This window comes from Sulfurimonas paralvinellae (assembly GCF_014905135.1).
Classification (GTDB): Bacteria; Campylobacterota; Campylobacteria; order Campylobacterales; family Sulfurimonadaceae; genus Sulfurimonas; species Sulfurimonas paralvinellae.
The window spans coordinates 1,912,121-1,933,644 of the sequence record NZ_CP041406.1 but is presented as its reverse complement, the minus strand read 5'-3'; the positions used below and the strand labels follow the sequence as shown (position 1 = coordinate 1,933,644).

Annotated in this window: 17 protein-coding genes; 5 read left to right on the top strand and 12 right to left on the bottom strand. The window is 40.6% G+C overall.

Features of this window, described 5'->3' with window-relative positions; all coding sequences use genetic code 11:
• Window positions 1-8 precede the first annotated feature (8 nt).
• The 6 genes from FM071_RS09925 to FM071_RS09900 all read right to left on the bottom strand — a co-directional run bounded on the left by FM071_RS09925 (window position 9) and on the right by FM071_RS09900 (window position 5,809).
• A complete protein-coding gene (locus FM071_RS09925) occupies window positions 9-2,300 on the bottom strand; it encodes a copper-transporting P-type ATPase (protein WP_226960532.1) in 2,292 nt (763 codons plus the stop codon).
• A gap of 14 nt (window positions 2,301-2,314) precedes the next feature.
• Window positions 2,315-2,515, bottom strand: a complete 201-nt coding sequence (locus FM071_RS09920; RefSeq protein ID WP_193110835.1) for an SHOCT domain-containing protein — start codon at window positions 2,513-2,515, stop codon at window positions 2,315-2,317.
• Between the two features lie 13 nt (window positions 2,516-2,528).
• Window positions 2,529-2,909, bottom strand: coding sequence for a DUF302 domain-containing protein (locus FM071_RS09915; protein WP_193110834.1), 381 nt, complete (start codon window positions 2,907-2,909; stop codon window positions 2,529-2,531).
• 85 nt (window positions 2,910-2,994) lie between these two features.
• On the bottom strand, window positions 2,995-3,678 hold the full coding sequence (locus FM071_RS09910; protein WP_193110833.1) for a copper resistance protein B: 684 nt from the start codon (window positions 3,676-3,678) through the stop codon (window positions 2,995-2,997).
• A 10-nt stretch (window positions 3,679-3,688) separates the two neighbouring features.
• Entirely contained in the window at window positions 3,689-5,389 is a 1,701-nt protein-coding gene (locus FM071_RS09905; protein WP_283949405.1) for a copper resistance system multicopper oxidase, read from the bottom strand.
• A gap of 33 nt (window positions 5,390-5,422) precedes the next feature.
• The gene (locus tag FM071_RS09900; protein ID WP_193110832.1) at window positions 5,423-5,809 is read right to left on the bottom strand and encodes a FixH family protein; all 387 of its coding nucleotides are present in this window, start codon (window positions 5,807-5,809) and stop codon (window positions 5,423-5,425) included.
• Window positions 5,810-5,948: 139 nt separating this feature from the next.
• On the opposite strand from FM071_RS09900, the gene FM071_RS09895 reads away from it, so the two are divergent.
• The 3 genes from FM071_RS09895 to FM071_RS09885 are packed head-to-tail and all read left to right on the top strand — an operon-like array spanning window position 5,949 to window position 8,201.
• Complete coding sequence (locus FM071_RS09895; RefSeq protein WP_193110831.1) at window positions 5,949-6,422, top strand: putative iron-sulfur cluster-binding metallochaperone; 474 nt, start codon at window positions 5,949-5,951, stop codon at window positions 6,420-6,422.
• Between the two features lie 14 nt (window positions 6,423-6,436).
• Entirely contained in the window at window positions 6,437-7,084 is a 648-nt protein-coding gene (locus FM071_RS09890; protein WP_193110830.1) for a response regulator transcription factor, read from the top strand.
• Window positions 7,077-8,201: a sensor histidine kinase gene (locus tag FM071_RS09885; RefSeq protein ID WP_193110829.1), complete on the top strand. Its 1,125-nt coding sequence runs from the start codon at window positions 7,077-7,079 to the stop codon at window positions 8,199-8,201. Before FM071_RS09890 ends, FM071_RS09885 begins: the two co-directional genes overlap by 8 nt.
• A 13-nt stretch (window positions 8,202-8,214) precedes the next feature.
• Here FM071_RS09885 and FM071_RS09880 read toward each other — a convergent pair whose 3' ends face one another.
• The gene (locus tag FM071_RS09880) at window positions 8,215-11,340 is read right to left on the bottom strand and encodes an efflux RND transporter permease subunit (RefSeq protein ID WP_193110828.1); all 3,126 of its coding nucleotides are present in this window, start codon (window positions 11,338-11,340) and stop codon (window positions 8,215-8,217) included.
• Between the two features lie 168 nt (window positions 11,341-11,508).
• Between FM071_RS09880 and FM071_RS09875 the strand changes: the two genes are divergently transcribed.
• Window positions 11,509-12,783 (top strand): MFS transporter, encoded by a 1,275-nt coding sequence (locus tag FM071_RS09875; protein WP_193110827.1) that lies wholly within the window; start codon window positions 11,509-11,511, stop codon window positions 12,781-12,783.
• On the opposite strand, the gene FM071_RS09870 is transcribed toward FM071_RS09875, so the two are convergent.
• The 3 genes from FM071_RS09870 to FM071_RS09860 form a co-directional block, all read right to left on the bottom strand.
• Window positions 12,780-13,784, bottom strand: coding sequence for an efflux RND transporter periplasmic adaptor subunit (locus FM071_RS09870; protein ID WP_193110826.1), 1,005 nt, complete (start codon window positions 13,782-13,784; stop codon window positions 12,780-12,782). The two genes, FM071_RS09875 and FM071_RS09870, sit on opposite strands and share 4 nt — an antisense overlap.
• The gene (locus FM071_RS09865; protein ID WP_193110825.1) at window positions 13,781-14,959 is read right to left on the bottom strand and encodes a TolC family protein; all 1,179 of its coding nucleotides are present in this window, start codon (window positions 14,957-14,959) and stop codon (window positions 13,781-13,783) included. Before FM071_RS09865 ends, FM071_RS09870 begins: the two co-directional genes overlap by 4 nt.
• Before the next feature lie 77 nt (window positions 14,960-15,036).
• Window positions 15,037-16,098 (bottom strand): phosphagen kinase, encoded by a 1,062-nt coding sequence (locus tag FM071_RS09860; RefSeq protein WP_226960531.1) that lies wholly within the window; start codon window positions 16,096-16,098, stop codon window positions 15,037-15,039.
• 65 nt (window positions 16,099-16,163) lie between these two features.
• On the opposite strand from FM071_RS09860, the gene FM071_RS09855 reads away from it, so the two are divergent.
• Window positions 16,164-18,737, top strand: coding sequence for a hypothetical protein (locus FM071_RS09855; RefSeq protein WP_193110824.1), 2,574 nt, complete (start codon window positions 16,164-16,166; stop codon window positions 18,735-18,737).
• On the opposite strand, the gene FM071_RS09850 is transcribed toward FM071_RS09855, so the two are convergent.
• A complete protein-coding gene (locus tag FM071_RS09850; protein WP_193110823.1) occupies window positions 18,732-19,655 on the bottom strand; it encodes an A/G-specific adenine glycosylase in 924 nt (307 codons plus the stop codon). The two genes, FM071_RS09855 and FM071_RS09850, sit on opposite strands and share 6 nt — an antisense overlap.
• Window positions 19,652-21,424, bottom strand: coding sequence for an ABC transporter ATP-binding protein (locus tag FM071_RS09845; protein ID WP_193110822.1), 1,773 nt, complete (start codon window positions 21,422-21,424; stop codon window positions 19,652-19,654). The genes FM071_RS09850 and FM071_RS09845 overlap by 4 nt, the downstream gene beginning before the upstream one ends.
• Between the last annotated feature and the right edge of the window lie 100 nt (window positions 21,425-21,524).

Genomic DNA, 21,524 nt, shown 5'->3' with positions numbered 1-21,524 from the left:
TCCTTTTCTTAGAGTTTCGTATTTTTTAATCGCAGGGCATTTGCTATAACAGAGACAGAGCTGAAACTCATAGCCGTAGCTGCGATTATAGGGGAAAGTACTATACCAAAGAACGGGTACAGTACACCTGCAGCTATCGGTACACCGGCACTGTTGTAAACAAAGGCGAAAAAGAGATTTTGTTTGATGTTTTTCATCGTTGCACGGGAAAGTTTGAGGACTTTGACGATTCCGAGCAGATCTCCTTTTATAAGTGTTACACCAGCACTCTCTATAGCCATATCCGTTCCTGTTCCCATAGCAATGCCTACATCTGCCTGCGCAAGTGCCGGCGCATCATTGATGCCGTCACCAGCCATTGCTACACATGCTCCACTACTCTGGAGTTCCTTAATAACATCGGCTTTACCATCTGGCAATATATTTGCATATACTTTGGATATACCAAGCTTCTTGGCAACTGCATTAGCTGTAAACTCATTGTCTCCGCTGAGCATTACAACAGTGATACCTTCGTTTGTCAATGTTTGTACAGCTTCAATTGAAGTCTTTTTTATAGGGTCCTCTATAGCAATAATTGCACAGTAGTTATTATCAATAGCCATAAAGATAATGCCTTTGGCGTCATTTCTCATTGTATCTGCTTTTTCTTTGACATCTTCAATAGAAATGCCTTGTTCTTTTAAAAGTTTTTCACTTCCTAAAATTATTTTTTTAGCGTCAATGTGTGCGATAACGCCTTTACCCGGAACAGCTTCAAAGTTTTCTACATTAATAAGTGCGATATTGGACTCTTTTGCATACTCAATGACAGATTGTGCAAGCGGATGTTCACTTGCACGTTCGAGAGAAGCTGCATATTTAATAAGTTCATCATTATCATATCCCTTAGATGTAATAAAATCAGTTACTGTAGGTTTTCCCAGTGTAAGTGTTCCTGTCTTGTCAACGACCAAAGTATCGACTTTTTCCATTTTTTCAAGCGTTTTGGCATCCTTTATAAGGATACCTGAGAGAGCCGCACGACCTGTTCCTACCATAATAGAAATAGGAGTAGCTAGTCCCAAAGCACAGGGACAGGCGATAATGAGTACGGATACAGCAGCTACAACCGCATAGGCGAGTTGCGGCTGTGGCCCCCAAATCCACCAGCCTATAAATGCAAGAATAGCAGAGAAAACAACTGCCGGTACAAAATAGCCTGAAACAGTATCTGCAAGTTGCTGGATCGGTGCGCGTGAACGTTGAGCCTGGGCTACCATCTGTACAATTTGCGCAAGCATAGTGTCGCTGCCCACTTTTGTAGCTTTCATGATGAGTGTTCCGTTTTTGTTGATGGTCGCACCGATGAGAGTATCACCCACTGCTTTTTGTATAAGAAGAGGTTCTCCTGTTATCATTGACTCATCAATATTGCTTTGTCCTTCTATGACTATTCCATCAACGGGAATTTTTTCTCCCGGTTTGACTCTGAGTTTATCGTTAACATGAACAAGTTCAAGACTTATATCCTCTTCGTTGCCTGCATCATCTATAATTTTATGGGCTTGTTTTGGTGCGAGGTTGAGCAGAGTTTTTATGGCAGTATTTGTTTTGCTTCTTGCTTGCAGCTCAAGCACTTGTCCCAAAAGAACAAGTGCAGTAATAACGGCCGCTGCTTCAAAATATACATGCACTATACCCTCTTTTGTATGCATAAGCGGAGGAAAAATTTCAGGAAAAAATAGAGCAATAATACTGTAAATATATGCAGCGCCGACACCCATCGAAATAAGTGTAAACATATTTAAATTCCATGTTTTTACAGACTGATATCCTTTAACGTAAAAAGGCCAGCCTCCCCAAAGAACAACAGGAGTAGCCAAAAAGAATTCTATCCATTGTATCATTTGTGCCGAGAAGGAAGATGGAATATATTGCGGTGTTACGTCATTTACCATTGCCAATATAAAAAGAGGAATAGATAAAACAGTACTTATCCAAAAACGACGGCTCATATCATCAAGCTCTTCATTTTTTTCTTCTGCCTGTACGGTTATGGGTTCAAGGTGCATACCGCATTTTGGACAGTCCCCCGGTTCATCACGAATGATTTCGGGATGCATGGGGCAGGTGTATTGTGTTTTTACTGTCGGTAGTGCTTCAACCTCTTTTTCAAGTGCCATGCCACACTTTGGACAGTTTCCAGGATGGTTTTGATGGATCTCTGGATGCATGGGACACGTATAAAAAACATTTCCTATTTCACAAGAGTCATCTATACAGTAAATATTTTCTTCGTCTTGATTTTCTGCACTCATAATACACCTCCAAATCAGTGTTTAAGCTGCTCTTTTTTTCGTTTGTACTCTTCTTCGTCTATTTCACCGTTAGCAAAGCGTCTATCTAAAATATCTCTAGCGGACTCTTCATTATCATAGTTCCTTCTGCTGTCATTAAAAAAATAGAACAACGCCAGTATAGATAACAGTGGTATCAGCCATCCAAAACCCATACCAAATCCCCAGCCATGCATTATAATCCCCTTTCTACCAAGAGTTCATAAGAGCACGGACATTATTAAATATCTCTTGTAAATGCTCTTTTAGCGGCTCTTCAACAGTGGTTGAGCTTAACATGTCTTCTATGCCGATTGTTGCTAAAACAGTCATGTTGTTTTCACGATAAATAGAAAGTTTACATGGAAGATAGACTGAAATTTCCGGCAAATTATTCAGAGCATTATGTGCTGCTGCCGGATTGCAAAGTTCATATACGGTAACATCCCGTGTAAGTTCAAAGCCACGGTTTTTCAAAAGCTCTTTAAAATCATAGGAACCAAGCACTCCAAATCCAAGAGCTTTTGCTTTGTCTTGCAGTTGTGCTTTGACTGTTTCGAGTGGATATGTTGTTTGTGTTTTATAAATCATTTTAAATCCTTTATACTCTGTATTTATAAAAGTATAATAAGAGTTTGTGTGGTGTATGTGTGTAAAACATACTTTACGATTTTGGTTAGAACCAAAATCTTATTCCTCCTGTGACATAGGCTTCATCAAGAGGAGAAAATTTTCCGGTGTTTCCATAATTTTTACTCCACTCAACACCTATGTAAGGAGCAAATTCTCTTTTTATTTCATATCTGAGTCTCGCTCCGAATGTTATATTAGATACTCCTGAGCCGTATTCCATTGTTGGGACATCTTTAGAGTAGGCATCTAAAGTAAATTTAGGTGTCAAAATCAGTTTTTGCGTTATAAGTGCTTCATATTCTAAGTCGATTCTAAGCCCTACATTACCATTATCTCCAAACAAAAGTGCTACTCTTGTTTCAAAGAAATAAGGTGCCAGTCCTGAGAGTGCAACAACAGCCCATGTTTTATGTTCTGAGCCGGCAATGTCATAATCAACTCCTGCTTGAATATCCCAAAAAGGAGCAATTGCACGTGAATAAAGAAGCTGATTTTCACTATCGGCACTTGCATTGTCCACTTTTTCACCTTCACTGTAAATGTAGATTTTGTTTAGATCATACCCGATATAGCCGTAAGTATCCCAGTAAATTGTTTTTTCATCATTTGCCTGATACTCAAGACTGTCTGCGGTAAAGCTTGCACGTAAAATATCTCCGCCTCCGCCGGCGAAAGATGCAGTCGCTACAGATGCCAAAAGTGTTAATTTTATAAGTAAATTTTTCATCATATCCTCCTTATGACACCACGACTTTTCTAAACATATCTGTCATATGATAGAGCAGATGGCAGTGATATGCCCAGGCACCTTTGGCATCTATGGTAACACGAAAACTGATCTTTGAACCCGGTTGCGAGATGATGGTATGTTTTCGTACCAAATGATTTTCATCTCCGGTCTCCAAATCGCTCCATAATCCGTGCAAGTGCATAGGATGGTTCATCATCGTATCGTTGATGTAGGTAATACGCAGACGCTCTCCATAGTGAAACTCAAGCGGATCTGCTTCATGATACGGTATGCCGTTAATCGACCACATATAACGTTCCATATTTCCGGTAAGATGCAGTATGATCTCTCTGTCTGGATATTTATCATCTTTGGTGGAGCGTAAAGAACGCAGATCGGCATAAGTGAGCACTTTTCTACCGTTGTTGCGTAGTCCGACTCCAGGATCATTAAGTCTGTATTGTGGGTTCATCGCCCGCATGGTTGTCCCTACATCCCATTTCATAGGCAGTTTTGTAAGAGGAATGGGCTTTTTAAGAGAGCTCATGTTTTCTTTTTGTGACATATCCATCTTTTTCATGCTTGACATATTCTTGTTCATACCCATATCTTTAAGTGTAAGGGTCTGACGTTTATCTAGCTTTGGAACATCTGCCAAAATGTTTTCATCTGTTGAAAGATTTCCAAGGGCATAACCACTTCTGTCTATTGCTTGTGCAAAAATAGCGTAGGCCTTATCATCTTCAGGTTCTACGATGACATCATAGGTCTCGGCAACGCCTATGCGAAATTCATCGACATCGACGGGTTGTATATTGTTTCCATCAGTTGCAACGACTTTCATTTTCAAACCTGGAATGCGCAGATCAAAAAAGGTCATTGCCGCAGCATTTATTATACGCAGTCGTACTTTTTCGCCATTTTGAAACAGAGCTTGAAAACGGGTTGCGGGGTTTTGTCCGCTCATTAAAAAAGTATAGGTGTATCCTGTCACATCTGAGAGGTCTCTGTCAGACATACGCATTTCATTCCACATTTTTCTCTCTTGAAAAGCTTCTAAAAAGCCTTTCTCTTTTACTTGGGAAAAAAAGTCTCCGAGAGTTCTTTGGTTGAAATTGTAGTAATCAGCCGAGAGTTTAAGTTTTCTGTAGATATTTGCAGGTTTTTCATCCGAATAATCTGATAAAACCACGACATGTTCCCTATCATATGCAAAGGGATCTTTTTCCTTTGGTTCAATAACTATGGCACCATATACTCCAGTCTGTTCTTGAAATCCAGAGTGAGAGTGATACCAGTACGTTCCGCTTTGTTGTACTCTAAAGGTATATGTAAACGTCTCACCCGGAGCGATTCCATTATAACTTATTCCCGGAACACCGTCCATTTGGTATGGTAGAATAATTCCGTGCCAGTGAATTGAAGATGATTCATCAAGATTATTGGTTACATGTAAGGTAACCGTGTCGCCTTCTCTCCATCGCAAAGTAGGGCCTTGCAACATTCCATTAACAGCAGTAGCATACGAAGGCTTCCCTGTAATGTTTACCAGAGTTTTATCTATGCTGAGATGAAAAACAGTGCCACTGAGTTCTTCTGTTTTTTGTCTTTTTATTCTATGCGTATCTGCATTTAAATTAACACTCGAGAGTGCCATTCCTGCAGCGATAACACCTTTGACAAATGTTCTTCTGGATATGTTTTGCATGATAACCGCTCCTTGTGCTTTTGTAGATGTGTTTTAAAAATTCAGCGTAGTTTTTACGCGAGATTTTTTACCTTTTTTCGGTGTGATGAAAATATGTAGCTGCCATGTCCCTCCCATGGCAAAGTTCAAGGTTGCTTTATATTTTCCGTTTTCAAGCTTTGTTGCATTAGCTTTTGAACTCATAGCAGGCATTCCCGGCATTGCAGGCATAAAGGCTTTGAGTGCCACTTTTGCATCATCTATAAGTTTGCCATTTTTCTTGATAGTTACAACGACGGTATTTGATCCTGTGGTTAGAGGTTTGTCTGCAGTGATATGAACTGTCGTTGTTCTAAATTTTGCATCTTTGCTGAATGCCGCTGCGTGAGAGAGTGTTGCTCCTAAAAGTAGAGCGAAGAATATTTTTGTGAAAGTTTTCATATGAAACTCCTTTTTTGTTTTGTTAGCAGCAGTATATAACTTTTGTGTGTTGCATTTGTGTTCATGATTTTACTATTTGGTATACCAACACAAAAATTACACAAAGAAGGGGTAAAATACCATATACAAAGGAGAAATCATGTTTAGCACATTTAAAGTAAAAGAAGAACATAACTGCTGCACTCCACAGCCAAAAGGCAAAGTAGAGTGTCCTGAGTGCGGTCAAAAAGCCAAAGGTGTTCTTGGAAAAACGGTAGAGCATCTTGTCACAGAAGAGACAAAAGCAAAGCTTGATTGTTTTGACGGGTTTTATTACTGTAAAACACCTAGCTGTGAAGTTGTCTATTTCAGAGGTGATGAGATTCTCACGCAAGAGAACATGAGTGTCGTTGTCGGATGTAAAGAGGGTGCATCTCCTGCAACGGTATGCTACTGTTTTGAGTGGAGCAAAGAGAAGATAAAAGCCGAGCTTGAAGCGACAGGAAAAACAACAGCACTTGAAGACATAAAAGCGAAAATGGAAGATCCCGGATGTTCATGTGAAATACTCAATCCAAGCGGCGGATGCTGTTTAGGGGATGTTAGCAAGGCTATAAAAGAGTTGCAAAGTTAGGGTACAATATCTGCATGAAAATATTATTACTTGAAGATGACACGGCACTGGCAAATATCTTGGTTGATTTTTTAGAAGACGAGTACGAAGTCGTACAGACCTACAGTATGAAAAAAGCACTGCAGCTTGCAGAAGATGACAAGTTTGATCTTTACATCTTTGACATCAATGTTCCTGATGGAGACGGTATTTCACTTTTACGTGAGCTTCGTGATTTCAGTGATGAGACTCCGGCTATTTTTATTACCGCTTTTCATGATGTAAAATATCTCAAATCGGCTTTTGAATCGGGTGCAAATGATTTTATAAAAAAACCGTTTGATCTTGAAGAGCTGGCACAGAGAATAGAAAATATAAAAAGGCATTTCGGACTTGAAAGCCTTATAGAACTGGATGATGGCATTGTTTTTGATACAAAGACACATATGCTTAAAATTGCTGATGAAACAGTGAAGCTGACACATAAAGAGAGTGAGTGTCTGCACTACTTTTATAAAAATCGTCATCGTGTTGTCAGTTCTGATGAACTGTTGCAAAACTTTTGGGAATATGAAGATATGCCGAGTGATGATGCCATACGTACAATTGTGAAAAATTTACGAAAACATATTGGAAAAGAGCATATTGTCAACATTCGTGGAGAAGGGTATAAGTTTGAATGAGTTAGAAAAAAGATCATTCTACTCCTTTGTCGGTTTATACCTTCTCTCCTCTTTTTTATTTGTTCTTTTTTCCGGCTATTGGTACTACAGCGCACAAAAAAATTCGCTTGAGAGTACAACCTATTATAAAATGAATCATATTGCAGATAAGCTTTCCGGACTTATCATAAATGCCCAGATGCAAGGTAAAACACTGCATCTGCCGAATGAGGATGGGTTTGAATATATGCTGATTCCATCAAGTGAGACAGGTGCATATAAACTTGGGTACTATGAAAAGAACGGGTATAAGGTTTTGGTCTCGGATGCACCTCAAAAGCATTTGAACATCAAGTATGTCGTCGTCAAAACAAAAAGATACTTTCAACAGCTAAAACAACTGCAAAAGAGTGTACTTATGGTGATGGGAGTAAGTTTTTTACTCATAATGCTGATCTCTTTTATCCTCTCAAAACTCTTTATGAAGCCGGTACATCAGAGAATGGAGCAGATCGAGAGTTTTATTCAGGATGTTTCACATGAGCTTAATACACCTATAACTGCTTTAAAAATGAGTGCAAGCAGAGCGATAAAAAAAGAGGTGTATGATAAAAACATTCTTACAAACATCTCTATAAGCACGAAACAGCTTGAGAGTATCTACAAGTCGTTGACGTTTTTAAATTTTAAACAAAAAGAGCAAGAGGCAGAGGATGTAAACCTCAAAGATCTTCTTTTGCAGACGCTTAGTTACTACAGTGAGCTGACAGAGGCTAAAGATATAAATATAAAAACAGAGCTCGAAGATGTTAATATGCGCATCATTCCATCAAGAGCTGAACTTCTTTTTTCAAACCTGTTGTCAAATGCCATAAAATACTCTATGCCACAAACTACCATAACCATAAAAATGAATGCAGACTCTTTTATCATAGAGGATGAGGGTGTCGGTATAGACGAGAAAAAACTTGATGAAATCTTTGAGATGTATAAACGCCAGTCAGACATTGCCGGTGGATTTGGTGTTGGACTCAACATTGTGAAGCAGATATGCGATGCAAACGGTATAAAAATTACAGTATCTTCAGAAATTGGCAAGGGAACTACATTCACCCTGTTTTTTAAAAGTATGAAGTAGTAAAAAAAGAGGTTTATATCTCCTCTTTTTTATCAAGCTGTTTTTTTTGATATATTTCAAACAGTATGGGAATGATCACTAAAGATAAAACAGCAGAACTAACCACTCCTCCAAGCATTGGTGCGGCGATTCGCTGCATCACTTCGCTTCCGACTCCGTGTGTATACATGATGGGTGCCAAACCGGCTATGATGGCAAATACCGTCATCAGTTTTGGACGGACACGTTGAACGGCTCCTTCATAAATGGCAGCATTGAGATCTTTTAAGTTAAAGGCATCTCCCCTTTTTTCTTTGAATTCATCTACACTTTCTTGCAGGTAAATAATCATAACAATGGCAGTTTCCGCCGCAACGCCAAGCAGTGCCAAAAATCCGACAATAACGGCGATGCTCATAGCAAAATTGAGCACGTCAATGTAGATGAGTCCGCCAAGAAGTGCAAACGGCAGTGTAAAAAAGACGATAAGCGTCGGTACAGGCTTTTTTAGTGCCATATAGATAAGTAAGAATATCGCCACAAGTACGGCAGGGATTATCCACACTATACGTTTCATAGCCGAATCAAGATACTCGGATTGTCCTGCCCACTCTATATAATAACCCGGATCGAATTTAATCTCATCGATGAATTTCTGTGCGCCTTCTTTATACCCTGTTGCGCTTATGCCGTCTTTTGGGGTAATGTAGATGAATGTAACCGGTGCTGCCATCTCACTTTTGATGACAGAGGCACTTTGTTTGTAGGCTACTTCTGCCAATGAGCCAAGCGGTACGAAACCGAGCTTTGTTTTTACTTGAATGTTTCGTATAGACTCAAGAGTTCTTCTCTCGCTCCCTTCAAGGCGCAGGCTGATAGGGTAGCGTTCTAGACCCTTATACATGGTGGAGACTTTCATGCCTCCGACAGCCAGAGCGGTATATTCTAAGAGTGTATCTTTACTCATGTCATAACGTGCAAGTTTTTCTTCATCGGGGATGATGTCTATGTAGTACCCCGCACTTGCCTGATCTGCAAAGACGGAGAGTGTTTTGTCATAGGCTCTGAGTTTTTCCTCTATCTCTTTCCCAAACTTTTGCAGTCCTTTTGCATCCATACCGTAAAGTTTGATGCCAATAGGCGTTCGTATACCGCTGAGCAGCATATCTATGCGCCCGCGAATAGGGTAGGTCCATGAGTTTGTCAGTCCAGGAACCTGCAAAGCGGCTTCCATCTCTTCTCTTAGTTCATCATATGTTTTTTTAGGATCAGGCCACTCTTTTTGCGGTTTGAAAGTGATGATAGTCTCCAACATACCAAGCGGTGCAGGATCGGTTGCCGTACCTGCTCGCCCGGCTTTACCAAAAACATTTTGCACTTCAGGAAATGATTTGATGATTTTGTCTGTCTTTTGCAAAAGCTGTTTAGATTGATCTATACTGATACCGTAAGGCGTGACAGGCATATACATAAAGGTCTGCTCATTTAACATCGGCATAAATTCCCATTTGAGACTTTTGTATAGGGGGTACATATAACCAAGAGAGAGCAGCACCAAAACAATTACAAGGTATTTTAGTTTGAGCCCGTAAACAATGACAGGATGGTACAGCCAAATAAAGAACCTGTTTAGAGGATTTTTATTTTCAGCAGGTACTTTTCCTTTGATGAAAAATATCATAAGTGCAGGAACAAGCGTGATGCTCAGCAGTGCTCCTGCAGCCATTGCAAAGGTTTTTGTAAAGGCAAGAGGTGTAAAGAGCAGGCCCTCTTGTCCGCTGAGTGCAAAGATAGGTAAAAATGAAACTACGATGAGTGCAAGTGCAAAAAAGATAGGACGCCCGACAAGCTGTGACGATTTGAGAATGATGCCGATGCGTTCTTTGTCATTCGGTATTCTTCCCTCTTTGTGCTCAAACTTGTGCAGCATTTTGTGGGCATTTTCTATCATGACTATGGAAGCATCCACCATCGCACCGATGGCAATGGCAATACCGCCGAGACTCATGATGTTGGAGCCTATGCCAAAGAGTTTCATCAGTAAAAAGGTAAAGCCGACCGTCAAAGGTAGAACAATGATGACGATGAGCGAAGAGCGAAAGTGCATCAGAAAAAGCCCGATGATGATAACAACGATGATACTCTCCTCGATGAGCGTATCTTTTAAAGTATCGACCGCTTTGTCGATAAGCCCTGAGCGATCATAAACAGTGACGACATCTACACCGTCAACTTTCAGCTCTTTCATCTTCTTCTGCACACGCTGTATCATCGTGTAAACATCTTCGCCGTAACGTGCCATCACGATACCACCGACTACTTCTCCTTGACCGTTAAGATCAGCCAAACCGCGGCGTGGTGAGGGAGTGAGTTCCACTCTTGCAATATCGCCGAGTTTTACAGGTGTACCTGCTTTTGTCGTGACAACAAGTCCTCTTATATCATCGAGGTTTTTGATGTAGCCTTTTGCCTGTACCATCCACTCATACCCGTTTTGGATGACAATACGCCCGCCGGTGTCATTGTTGTTTTTCTTTAATACTTTGGCGATATCTTGGATGCTGAGGTTGTAACGGACAAGATTGTCATTGTTAACGGTGACTTGAAAGGTTGGAACAAACCCGCCAATGCTTGCCACTTCGCTCACTCCATCAACACCCATTAGCGCATATTTGTAATAGTAGTCTTGTAGCGTACGAAGCTCGGCAAGGTTTTTTGTTTTTGATTTGAGTGCGTACTCATACACCCAGCCTACACCGCTGGCATCTGGTCCGAGTGCAACGTTCATATTTGCAGGGAGCTGTGACTGTATGGAAGCGAGCTGTTCAAGCACACGACTGCGCGCCCAGTAAAGATCAGTTCCTTCTTTAAAGATGATGTAAATCAGCCCATTCTCATAAGTAGAATACCCACGAACAGTATCAATGTTCGCAATAGCCAAAAACTGCGCCACAAGCGGATACGTCCCTTGCGACTCCACAATCTCAGGAGACTGACCAGCCCAGTTAATCTGCACAATAACCTGAGGAGGTGACAAATCAGGCAGTGCATCAAGTGGCGTGTTCTTCATACTCCAAATAGAAGCAGCAACCAGGACCAAAGAGGCTAAAAGGATAATAAATTTGTTCTTTATACTAAAGGCAATGAGCTTTTCTATCATAATTTTTCCGTTTTTTTAGTTTGAAAAAATTATAGCGGGGCTTTGTGTAGAGTTTGTGATAGAGAGTGGGGGTAGGAAAGATATAATTTATTTCTATTATTTTGTTTTTGCTAATTTCAATTACTGATGTTAACACCCCCTTAACCAAACTTCCTATAAAATTATTTCATGCAAAACGACATAAAGAAAAGTATCTACTCGTGGGCATTGTATGACTGGGCGAACTCTGCTTATGCTACTACGGTCATGGCCGGATTCTTTCCTATCTTTTTTAAGTCTTATTATAGTGTGGGGACAGATGTAACTGTGAGTACGGCGCAGCTTGGAATTGCCAACTCGGTTTCTAGTTTTGTGGTTGTTCTTTTGGCTCCTCTGCTTGGGGCTATTGCCGATGCGGGCTCTTTGAAGAAGCGTTTTTTATTTTTGTTTGCATTTTTGGGTATTTTGATGAGTGCTTCACTCGCACTTGTTGAGCAGGGTAACTGGGAACTCGCTGCGTTTGTCTATGCACTTGGAAACGTCGGTTTTATGGGCTCAAATATCTTCTATGACGGACTGCTTCCCTCTGTGAGTGATGATAAAAACGTGGACTTCGTTTCAGGACTTGGTTTTTCTCTTGGCTATCTCGGCGGCGGTATTTTATTTGCATTCAATGTCTTTATGGTGCAGGAACCTGATTTTTTCGGTTTTGTAGATAAAGCGGAAGCCATCAAGGCCTCTTTTATCAGTGTGGCAGTGTGGTGGGCGCTCTTTTCACTGCCTCTTTTGTTGTTTGTCGAAGAAAAAAAAGAACACAAAAAAGAAAAATTTTCTCTTGTTCTTGCCGGATATCTACGGCTCAAAAAGACCTTTGAGAGAGTGACAAGCCTGAAGGGGCTTTTTCTCTTTTTGGTTGCTTACTGGTTTTACATCGACGGAGTAGATACCATCATTCGTATGGCAGTTGACTATGGCATGGCGCTTGGATTTGACAGCAGCAGTCTTATTATGGCGCTGCTCATTGTGCAGTTTGTCGGTTTTCCTGCCACGCTCATCGTTGCAAAGCTTGCAGAGATCTGGGATACAAAAAAAGTGATCTATCTCTCTTTGCTGATCTATATCGTTATTATCGTTTTTGCGTCAATGATGGAAAAAGTTTCAGAATTCTACATCTTGGCAGTGATGATCTCACTCGTTCAAGGAGGTATTCAGGCACTCAGCCGTTCGTACTATTCAAAGATGATACCGCAAAAATATTCGGCAGAGTTTTTTGGCTTTTACGATCTGCTTGGAAAGTTCGCCGTTATTTTAGGACCGCTGCTCATCGCAGGTGTGGCACTCTTTAGCCACAATTCACGACTATCCATCGCTTCCGTTGCCACTCTTTTTGTCATTGGAGGCGTTTTGCTCTTTTTTGTGGATGAGAAAGAAATCTCAAAAGAGGTGCGTGAGGCACTAGACTAAAAGAGTCCGTTTATCTGCGCATCACTGTCCATCATAAACATCGCATTGTTGACGACTTCATCGCCTGCATTTAAACCTTTGATGATGTAGGTATCGTTGTTAAGCGGTTGTGCATTGACCTCTTTTGGCTCGTACTCTCCTTCAAATTCACCCACGACAAAGACGTAATATTTGCCGTCTTTTCGTATCACGGCACTTTGCGGCAGCGTGAGGTATTCATGCGGGGTGCCTTTTGATACAACTGTTGCATACATCCCTGGAAAGAGTGTGTTGTCGGCATTGTCCAGTCTCAGACGCATAGTAAGCGTTGCCTCTTTTGGATTCAGATTCGGGTAGAGCAGTTTGTTATGTGTTGTGTAGACTTTATTGGTTGTTTTAAAGCTTACACGAAAGTCATTTGCTTTTTTTATCCAGTTTACATCATCTTCAAATATTTTTGTCTCTACCCAGACTTCATCAAGATTTACAATCTCAAAGAGTTTGTTCTTTGCCGAAAATGCTGCGCCGTCAACAATGTTCTTTGTGAAGATATAACCGGAAACAGGTGCATAGATAGTTATGTTTTGTGAAACTTTTTTGTTTTTAAGAACAGCGGTAATCTCTTTCTCATCTACACCCAAAAGCTCTAGTTTTAGTTTTGCGCTTCTGAGCATCGCTTTGTTGTCTCTTACTTTTGTGTATCTGTAAGAGTTGAGGTAATCTTCCTTTGCCTTATAGACTTCAGGAGAGTAGAGAGTGACAAGCGGCTCGCCTTTTTTTACATATTTGTAGATTTTATCTGCATAGAGTTTTTCTACAAATCCTCCAAAACGAGGAGAAATGTCATAAATGCGTGCTTCATCGGCTTTTATAAAACCGTAGTTCTCTTTGCTGTGTGCCGTTCTTACTTTTTGTACCTTTACGGTCTGGACCGAGAAAAGCTGTTCAACAGTCGGTTTTTCTTTTGGCTGTGCAAAAAGTGCGAGTGGTGCTAAAAGTGCCAGCAGTGTTAATTTGTTCATTTCGTCTCCCCTTTAAGTGCTGCAATCTGTGCTTCACTTCTTTTATAATTTGCAACGGCATTGATACTTTTTTTCTCTAAATCGAGTTTTTGAAACAGGACGTCAATGTATTTAAAGAGATCGCTTCCTATCGATATGGAAGAGGAAGAGAGCTCGAACATATGCGCAACCTGCGGCAGTGCCTCATCATGGATGATATGATATATCTTATAAGAAGCAAGCATCTGTGCATAATAGATTTCAATTTGTGAACCAATAGCTAAAACTGTGTCATTTTTTTGACTCTTTTTAGCAAGTAAAAGTGCGCGCTCCTGCTGCTCTTTTGCATCTTCTGTGCCATACATCGGCAGGGAAAGTCCAAGACCAAAGTTAAAGTAGTTATCATGTTTTTCTCTGTATGCATAGCCTGCAAGCAGAGTCACATCCGGGTAGTTGTTAATGTCTGCAAGCTGCACTTTTGCATTTTGTCTGCCAATCTCACGTTCTTGAATCAAGATGTCGGGATTGCTTCCAAGAGAAGCTTTGAGTGCTGCGAGATTTGGTTTTTTATCTAAGTACAGATCGATATCAAGATTATCTACTTTTACAGCTCCAAGATACGAAAGTCTTGCATAGGCTGTGGAGATTTTAGCATCGAGTGCTGTTTTTTGAACTTTTAAATCTGAGAGAGAAAGTTCCGCTTTCATGATGCCCATGTGTTGATTATCACTGACACTCGTGTAGGACTCATAGAGGTTAATGTTCTGTTTTGTCAGCGTAATATATTCATCAATGATGTTCTCAAGCTCACGCAGCTCCCAAATGGTATAGGCTTCGTTTTTTATACGTGCAACAAGTGCTACTCTTGCAGCCTGCAGTTTTTCTTGAAGAATTTTATCTTCTGCAACTGCAACATCTTCCCTTTTTTCTCTTTTTGAGTAGTAAGGGATTTTTTGTTTCACGGTGATGACACTTTGACTCATAGGCTGTGCTGCATCAATGGTGTTTTTTGTAAAGAGCAGTTCGGGGTTGTCAAACTGATTTGATATAGCAATATTTTGCTTGTTTGCCTTAAGTCTTGCATTGATAACTTCAAGTGAAGGACTTTTGGACAATGCAGTGTTGATGAGGTCATCTAGAGTCATGCTCCACGAAAGTGTTCCAATAAGCAGAGGAACAACGAAAAATATTTTCACAACTACACCTTTTTAATGTTTTATTGAAAAAAGTATAGCTGTTTTGTGTGTAGTATTTGTGTGTAGTTTTTAAAAAACTATCGTAATGCTTTTTCTGCCGCTATTAACTCTACAACACCGTCATACATATCCTGAACCGCTTGCACTTCAGTGATGCCTAAGCGACGACGGTTACTGATATCATAAATACCGCCTTCACTCTCAGAATGTTCACCGTGAATACCGCGAATCTGCAAGTGATGTTTATCGGTAATGGCTTTAAAAGCATCCATGTCTTTTGCCAGATTTGGCAGTGCGATGTGAACACTTGCCCGCATTGCCGTTCCGAGGTTTGTCGGACAGGAAGTGATGTAGCCTAAGTGGTCACTGTATGAAAAAGGTACTTTTGTTTCTATAGAGTTTATGGCTTGGGTTAAACGGATAAAGACCTCTTTAATATCGCCGCCTTGCTGCATCGAGATGATGCGCAGTTGATCCTCTTCATTTACCCAGACTAAAAATGTTTTGTTTTTGTTATGGTAGATGCCGCGTCCTGCAGGCCAGTCGCGGTTAAGTCCTGCCGCATCTAAAAAGCGGTCACCTTCTTTAAATAAAAAGTGATCTTTGATAAGCTCATCCTGAACTTCTTTGCTCATTCCAAGAAGGGGATAGTAATCACCTGCAAGTTCACCTTTTAATGTACGCAAACCGTCAACAACTTTTGCCTCTGCTTCGTCACGCTGCTCTTTTAAGATGGCAGGGCCGAGAGGCATATTGTTCATATTTCTTCCCACACGGATACGTGTTGAGACGATAAATTCACCTTTTGGGTCGGGGTTTGGAGCTTCTAGGTCATCGGGATTGAGATTGCTTTTGTGCATATCGTTTCTGTCAAAGCCGTGATACTCTTTGATGATAGGATCAAAAAGAGGAGCAAAAACATCATAAGACTCTTTGTCTCCCGCATAAACACCAATACCGCTGTCAATGTTCTTTACACCTGAGTTGATGGCTTGCTGCAGTGTAAAACCATTTGGTGTTTTTTTATCTTTAAGTACTTCAAAAATCTTTGGCGTTAAGTATTTGCATAGTAGTGATTTACAATCTTTTGGAAAGTTTGGGTAGTTCATTTCTAGCCTTTCTATGGTAATGTTATCCATCTGTAGTGTATAAATTATAGCACTTTCTTCCACGGTTTTTACAACTTATTTGCTATAATCACTTCATGTTAAGAACATATCTGCCTTTAACCATACTTTTGGTACTTTTTCTCACTGTCGCTTTTTATTTTAAGCCTGTGGGCATATTTTTGATGCAGAGCTATGCTTCTGCTGTGCTTGATAAAAATGTGACGGTGCAGCGTTTTGACATAATGGATTCCGCTATCGTTGCTTCTATCGGCGGCAAAGACAATATTGCAGACATCACGCTTCTTCAAATCTCGCCTCTGCGTTTACAGATCTACTACAAAGGCGATATAGCTGCATTTTCAAAATATCAACCGCTCAAAGGAGATGCCGTTGTCGATGGAAATCTGACTTATGAGAAGTATCTGCACATTGAAACCGTCGCATCTTTGTATAAGGCAAAAATTCAGACAACCATAGAACAGCGAGGCGAGAAAAGCTACGAGGTAGATGCAGATGTAAAGCATCTGGATCTGCAGAGCTTTGAAAAGCAAAATAACAGAGAATATGCTCTTGATGGCAAGCTTGATGGAGTATTGGCATGGTCTACTGGCAATGATATTTCTTTACACTTGCAGAGTAAAAAAGTGAGCTATAAACATAAAAGTTATAAAGATATAGCGTTTGATTTGCAGCGTAAAGATAAAAAGGTCAGACTTGTGGGTGATTTTGTTACGCCAACGAGAGGAAAAGTCCATATAAAAAGTTGGGGAAGATTTGATAAAGAGCTACAGGCAAAAGCGGAGATAGATACAAGACACAGACATATCGTACTCTCATCACTGCGCTACAGCGAAGATAAAAAACTGCAGATAGAGTCTCCAATGTTCGATGGAAAAGTATCCTTAACCCTGCAGCAAAAACAACTCGCATACGTTTTGAAACATATCAATATCCAAAAAGCAGCAGATATTATAGATAAGAAACTCCCTGTAAGCGGTTATGTCGATGCAAAAGGCTTTGTGGATCTGGCAACGCTGCAGAGTCGTTTTAACCTGCATTCAAAGCAGCTCAAAACTGATAAGATAAATATAAAAGCTATTGAGGCAAAGGGGACTTCCTGCTTTAAAAAGGTAAACTTTACGCTGCATGCCAACATTAAAAAAAGTGATCTTGATATTCAGGGAGAAGCGGATTTTCATGATGCTGTGAAGTTGAAGCTCTCTACAGGAAAATTTGATTCTGCCATATCGCTTGTTTATGAAAAAAAAGTTTTTACACTGCATGCAAAACATTTGAACCTGTTGAAACTGCAAAAGGCTCTGGGGCTGCCACAGTATGCTGCAGCTGATGTTGATATTGAGGCAAAGGGTGACCTTGCAAACATGGATTTCACTCTCCACTCTGATAGTGTGAAGGTTTTAAAATATACGAAATATTTTCAAAAGAGTGCAGCGGTTACTGTCAGTGGAAAGTTAAATAAAGATAAAGTCACCTTTCGACCGCTTATAAAAAACGAAGACTTTTTGTTTGCAGGGGATAGATCTACATATGAGATAAAAACGAAAAAATTACGTCTTGCAAGCAGACTTACATTGTTGGATGACAATAAAACGGCAGATATTGATATAAAACTGCAGACAATGTTGAAAAAACCATATAGCAGTAAAGCCAGCATAGGCAACGATCAGGATACGATAGAGATATATGACTTCTCTTATTCTCCAACAGAAGGAGTGAAGAGTGACTTCGTTGTTGATATAAAAGAGCTGCAGCGCTATCATAAACTGACAAAACGCGACCTTTTCGGTCCTGCTAAAATAACCGGAAAATATGATAAAAAGCTTCTCATTTCAACACCTTCTCTTGGTGGTTATTTGGAAGCCGAAATAGAAAAAGATGCTGTTTTTGCCCACTTTAGAGGCCTTGAACTCACCAAGATAGATAATCTGCTCAATAAAAACGAACTTTTTGATGATGGCTATCTCTTTGGTAATGTCAGCTATCATATTCCGACAAAGAGTGCGGACACTTATATCACCGCTTCAGATGTTGTGCTAAATGGGATAGATTTGGATAGAGAGCTTTCGAATATAGAAAATACCATCGGGCTCAATGTTGTAAGTATGGGAAGAAACCTTCTTAAATCTTATCAATACACCTCTCAAAAAACATTGATAAAAAAAGCACAGATAAACGTCTCTTTGAACAACAAGATTATAAAGTTAAATGATGTGGCACTTGCAACGAAGAAGTTCCGTATAGCTGCTCTTGGAAAGATTCGCGATAACGGTGACATCATCAACCTGAGCGTCAATATACTTGAAAAGCATGGGTGTGCAACACTCACGCAGGATCTCAAGGGTAATCTCCGTTCTCCGGAAGTAACGAATACATCAGGAGCTATTATAGATCTTGTCTCACAAATGCCTACGGCTATTTTAAACACTGGAAAAAAGGTCGTTCATGTTGGTACCTCTACTGTTGATTCTATCTCGTCGTTTGCTCTTAATACAACACATATAAGTGATAAAAAAGTATCACTGACAGATGATCTTACGCAGTCAATAGATGATGTCTTGACAGATACGGCAGAGTTTGTTTTGCCAAGTACATGCAAAGTGATCTATCGCGGAAAAGTAGAGCAGCCAAAACCACAGCAAGGATTATAAGAGCTTCAGTGCTTTTTTTGTCAAAGAAGATATTGGCAGGGTTGGCAGCTCTTCAAAACTTTTCCAAAAGAGCTTTTGCTGCGGCAGCTCATTGCCATGATAGAGTTTGACGGTAAGACGGTACTTGGTGTAGGCATGTTTGAAAGATGTAATGTAATTCTCTTCAATGGGGTCTATACTTGGAAGTGTGAGCATGTTTTTGTACATACTTCCTTCTGATTGCGTGAGAGCTATTTTCCCTTCTTGAATCCATATTCCGTAAAAAAGATCCATAGATTCATACTGTGTTTTTTTTGTTTTACTGTAGAGCTCCGGCTCACTTTTTCCCTGACAACTCTCACGCAGCGGACAGCTCTCACAGCTTGGCTCTTTTGGTATGCAGATAAGCGATCCCAGATCCATCAGTGCGAGATTGTGTGCTCGCGGTTCTTTATGGTTGAGCAGTTTCTGTGCTTTGTCGGCAAGCTCTTTGTCGCTTGGATTTGGCAGGGCGTAGAAACGTTTGAGAACTCTTTTAATGTTGGTGTCGATGACGACAACATTTTGATGGTAGCCAAAAGAACAAACGGCGGATGCCGTGTAACTGCCGATTCCGGGAAGTTGTAACAGCTCTTCATACTCGGTGGGAAAATTTTTGTGCGTGAGCTTTGCTGTTTTATGCAGATTTCGCGCACGTGAGTAGTAGCCCAGACCGCTCCATGCTGCAAGAACATCTTCTTCTTTTGCATCTGCAAGGGCTTTGAGCGTTGGAAATTTCTCTAAAAAATTCGGATAGAACTCATCACGTACACGGCTTACCTGCGTCTGCTGCAGCATTATCTCGCTGAGGTAGATATGGTAGATATTGTCGGTGTTTCTCCATGGAAGTTCATGTCTGCCGTAATTTTTGTACCACTCTAAAAGCTTACTGTGCATCATAGCAGTTGCTCTTTGATAAATTCATAGTAGTGGCCTTCTTGTTGTTCTAGCTCTTCATGTGTTCCCTGCTGGACTATCTTGCCCTCATTGAGCACATAGATCCTGTCGGCATTTTTTACGGTGCTGAGGCGGTGGGCAATGGTGATAACTGTTTTGTCTTTGAGCAGAGGCTCAAGGGCTACAAAGAGTTTTGTCTCGGTATGAACATCGAGTGCAGAGGTTGATTCATCGAAGATGACGACGCTCGGGTCGGCAACAATCATGCGGGCGATGCTCAAACGCTGTCGCTGCCCGCCTGAGAGTCGGATGCCGTGATGTCCTACTATAGTGTCAAGACCATCGGGCATACCCGCTAACATTTCAGAGAGCTGGGCAGTCTCAAGAGCACGAATCAAAGCTGTATCATCGATGTTCTCATTTCCCATGGTTATGTTAAACCGCAGCGTTGCATTGAAAAGAATGGGCATCTGCAGGACAAGAAATATCTTCGCTCTCAGGGAGTGTCTGTCGAGATTTTCGATTTCTATATTGTTGTAAGCCAGAGTGCCGGATTTTTTTTCATAAAACCCTGAGATTATCTGTGCGAGTGTCGTTTTACCGCTGCCGCTTGCACCGATGAGCGCTATTTTTGAGCCGTAAGGGACGTCAAAAGTGATATCTTTGAGGACCTCTTTGTCACTGCTTTCATAAGAAAAAGAAAGATTACTTAGTGAAATGTCAAGGGCTTTAGTTTGTATCTTTTCTCTGCCGTTTGCTTCATGTTTGAGGGTGAGCACTTTATTGATACGCCCAAGTGCTGCCTTTGCCGAAGCATAGCTGTATTGCATGGAGAGAATATCCTGAACAGGCGTCATGATAAACCAGATGTAGCCAAACATCGCAAACATCATACCGATGCTCAAATCACTGTAGGCAACAAGCAACAGTCCCGTAGCACGAATAAGCTCAAAAACGGAGAGAAAGATTGTGTAGGAGAGCTTTTCATAGGCGACACTTTTAAATCCAAAAGCATTGGAAGTCTCTTTTATCTTTTTTGCCTGCTCTATGGATTTTGAGAAAAAATACTCCTCTTTGTTGCTCGCTTTTATCTGTCCAAAAAGCTCAAGTGTCTCACCGACATCTTCTTGAAACTCGGCGATGGCTTGGTTCTCTTTGGCTTTAAGCTCACCGATACGAGTCGACATTTTTTTGCTGATGAACATGATAAGCGGCTGAACGAAAAGAATCAAAATACCCAGTATCGGATCAATGGCTATCATGACAATACCGACGGCTAAAAGTGTTAAAACGGAAGCGACAAACTTTGAAGCCGAATTCATGATGAAGGCATCGAGTGTATCGATGTCAGTGATGAGGTTAGCCGTGATAGCACCGCTTCCTAGTGTTTCATAGGCATTCATTGAGGTATACTGCAGGTGTGTGAGCAGGTGTCTACGTATCATGAAGGTTACATATTTGGATATTTTTGTAAAGATCTTTGTCGTAACAACTGTGAGAAAATAGTATAAAAAGCGTAAAAATATAACAACGGCGGCAACAAGTGCGATGTAGTAAAATGCGGAACCGCTGCCAAAGAGTTTATCGATCGCCGGAACGATGTAGTGCGGCTTATGCAGAAGTACTTCATCGACCATTACAGGAAGCATCAAAGGAACAGGTATGCTTATGATGATGGCTGCCAGTGTTATAAGCTGCCCGTAGATAAAAGCTTTTTTATGATGCAGGGCAAGTTTGAAAATGGTTCGAATGTCTACAGATCTGTTTTTCATAGTGGAATTATATCGGATATGTTCAAATCCGCAGACAATATTTTGAAAACGGGATTCTTTTAGGTATAATTTAAGATTAATATCTTAATAAGGATAGGTT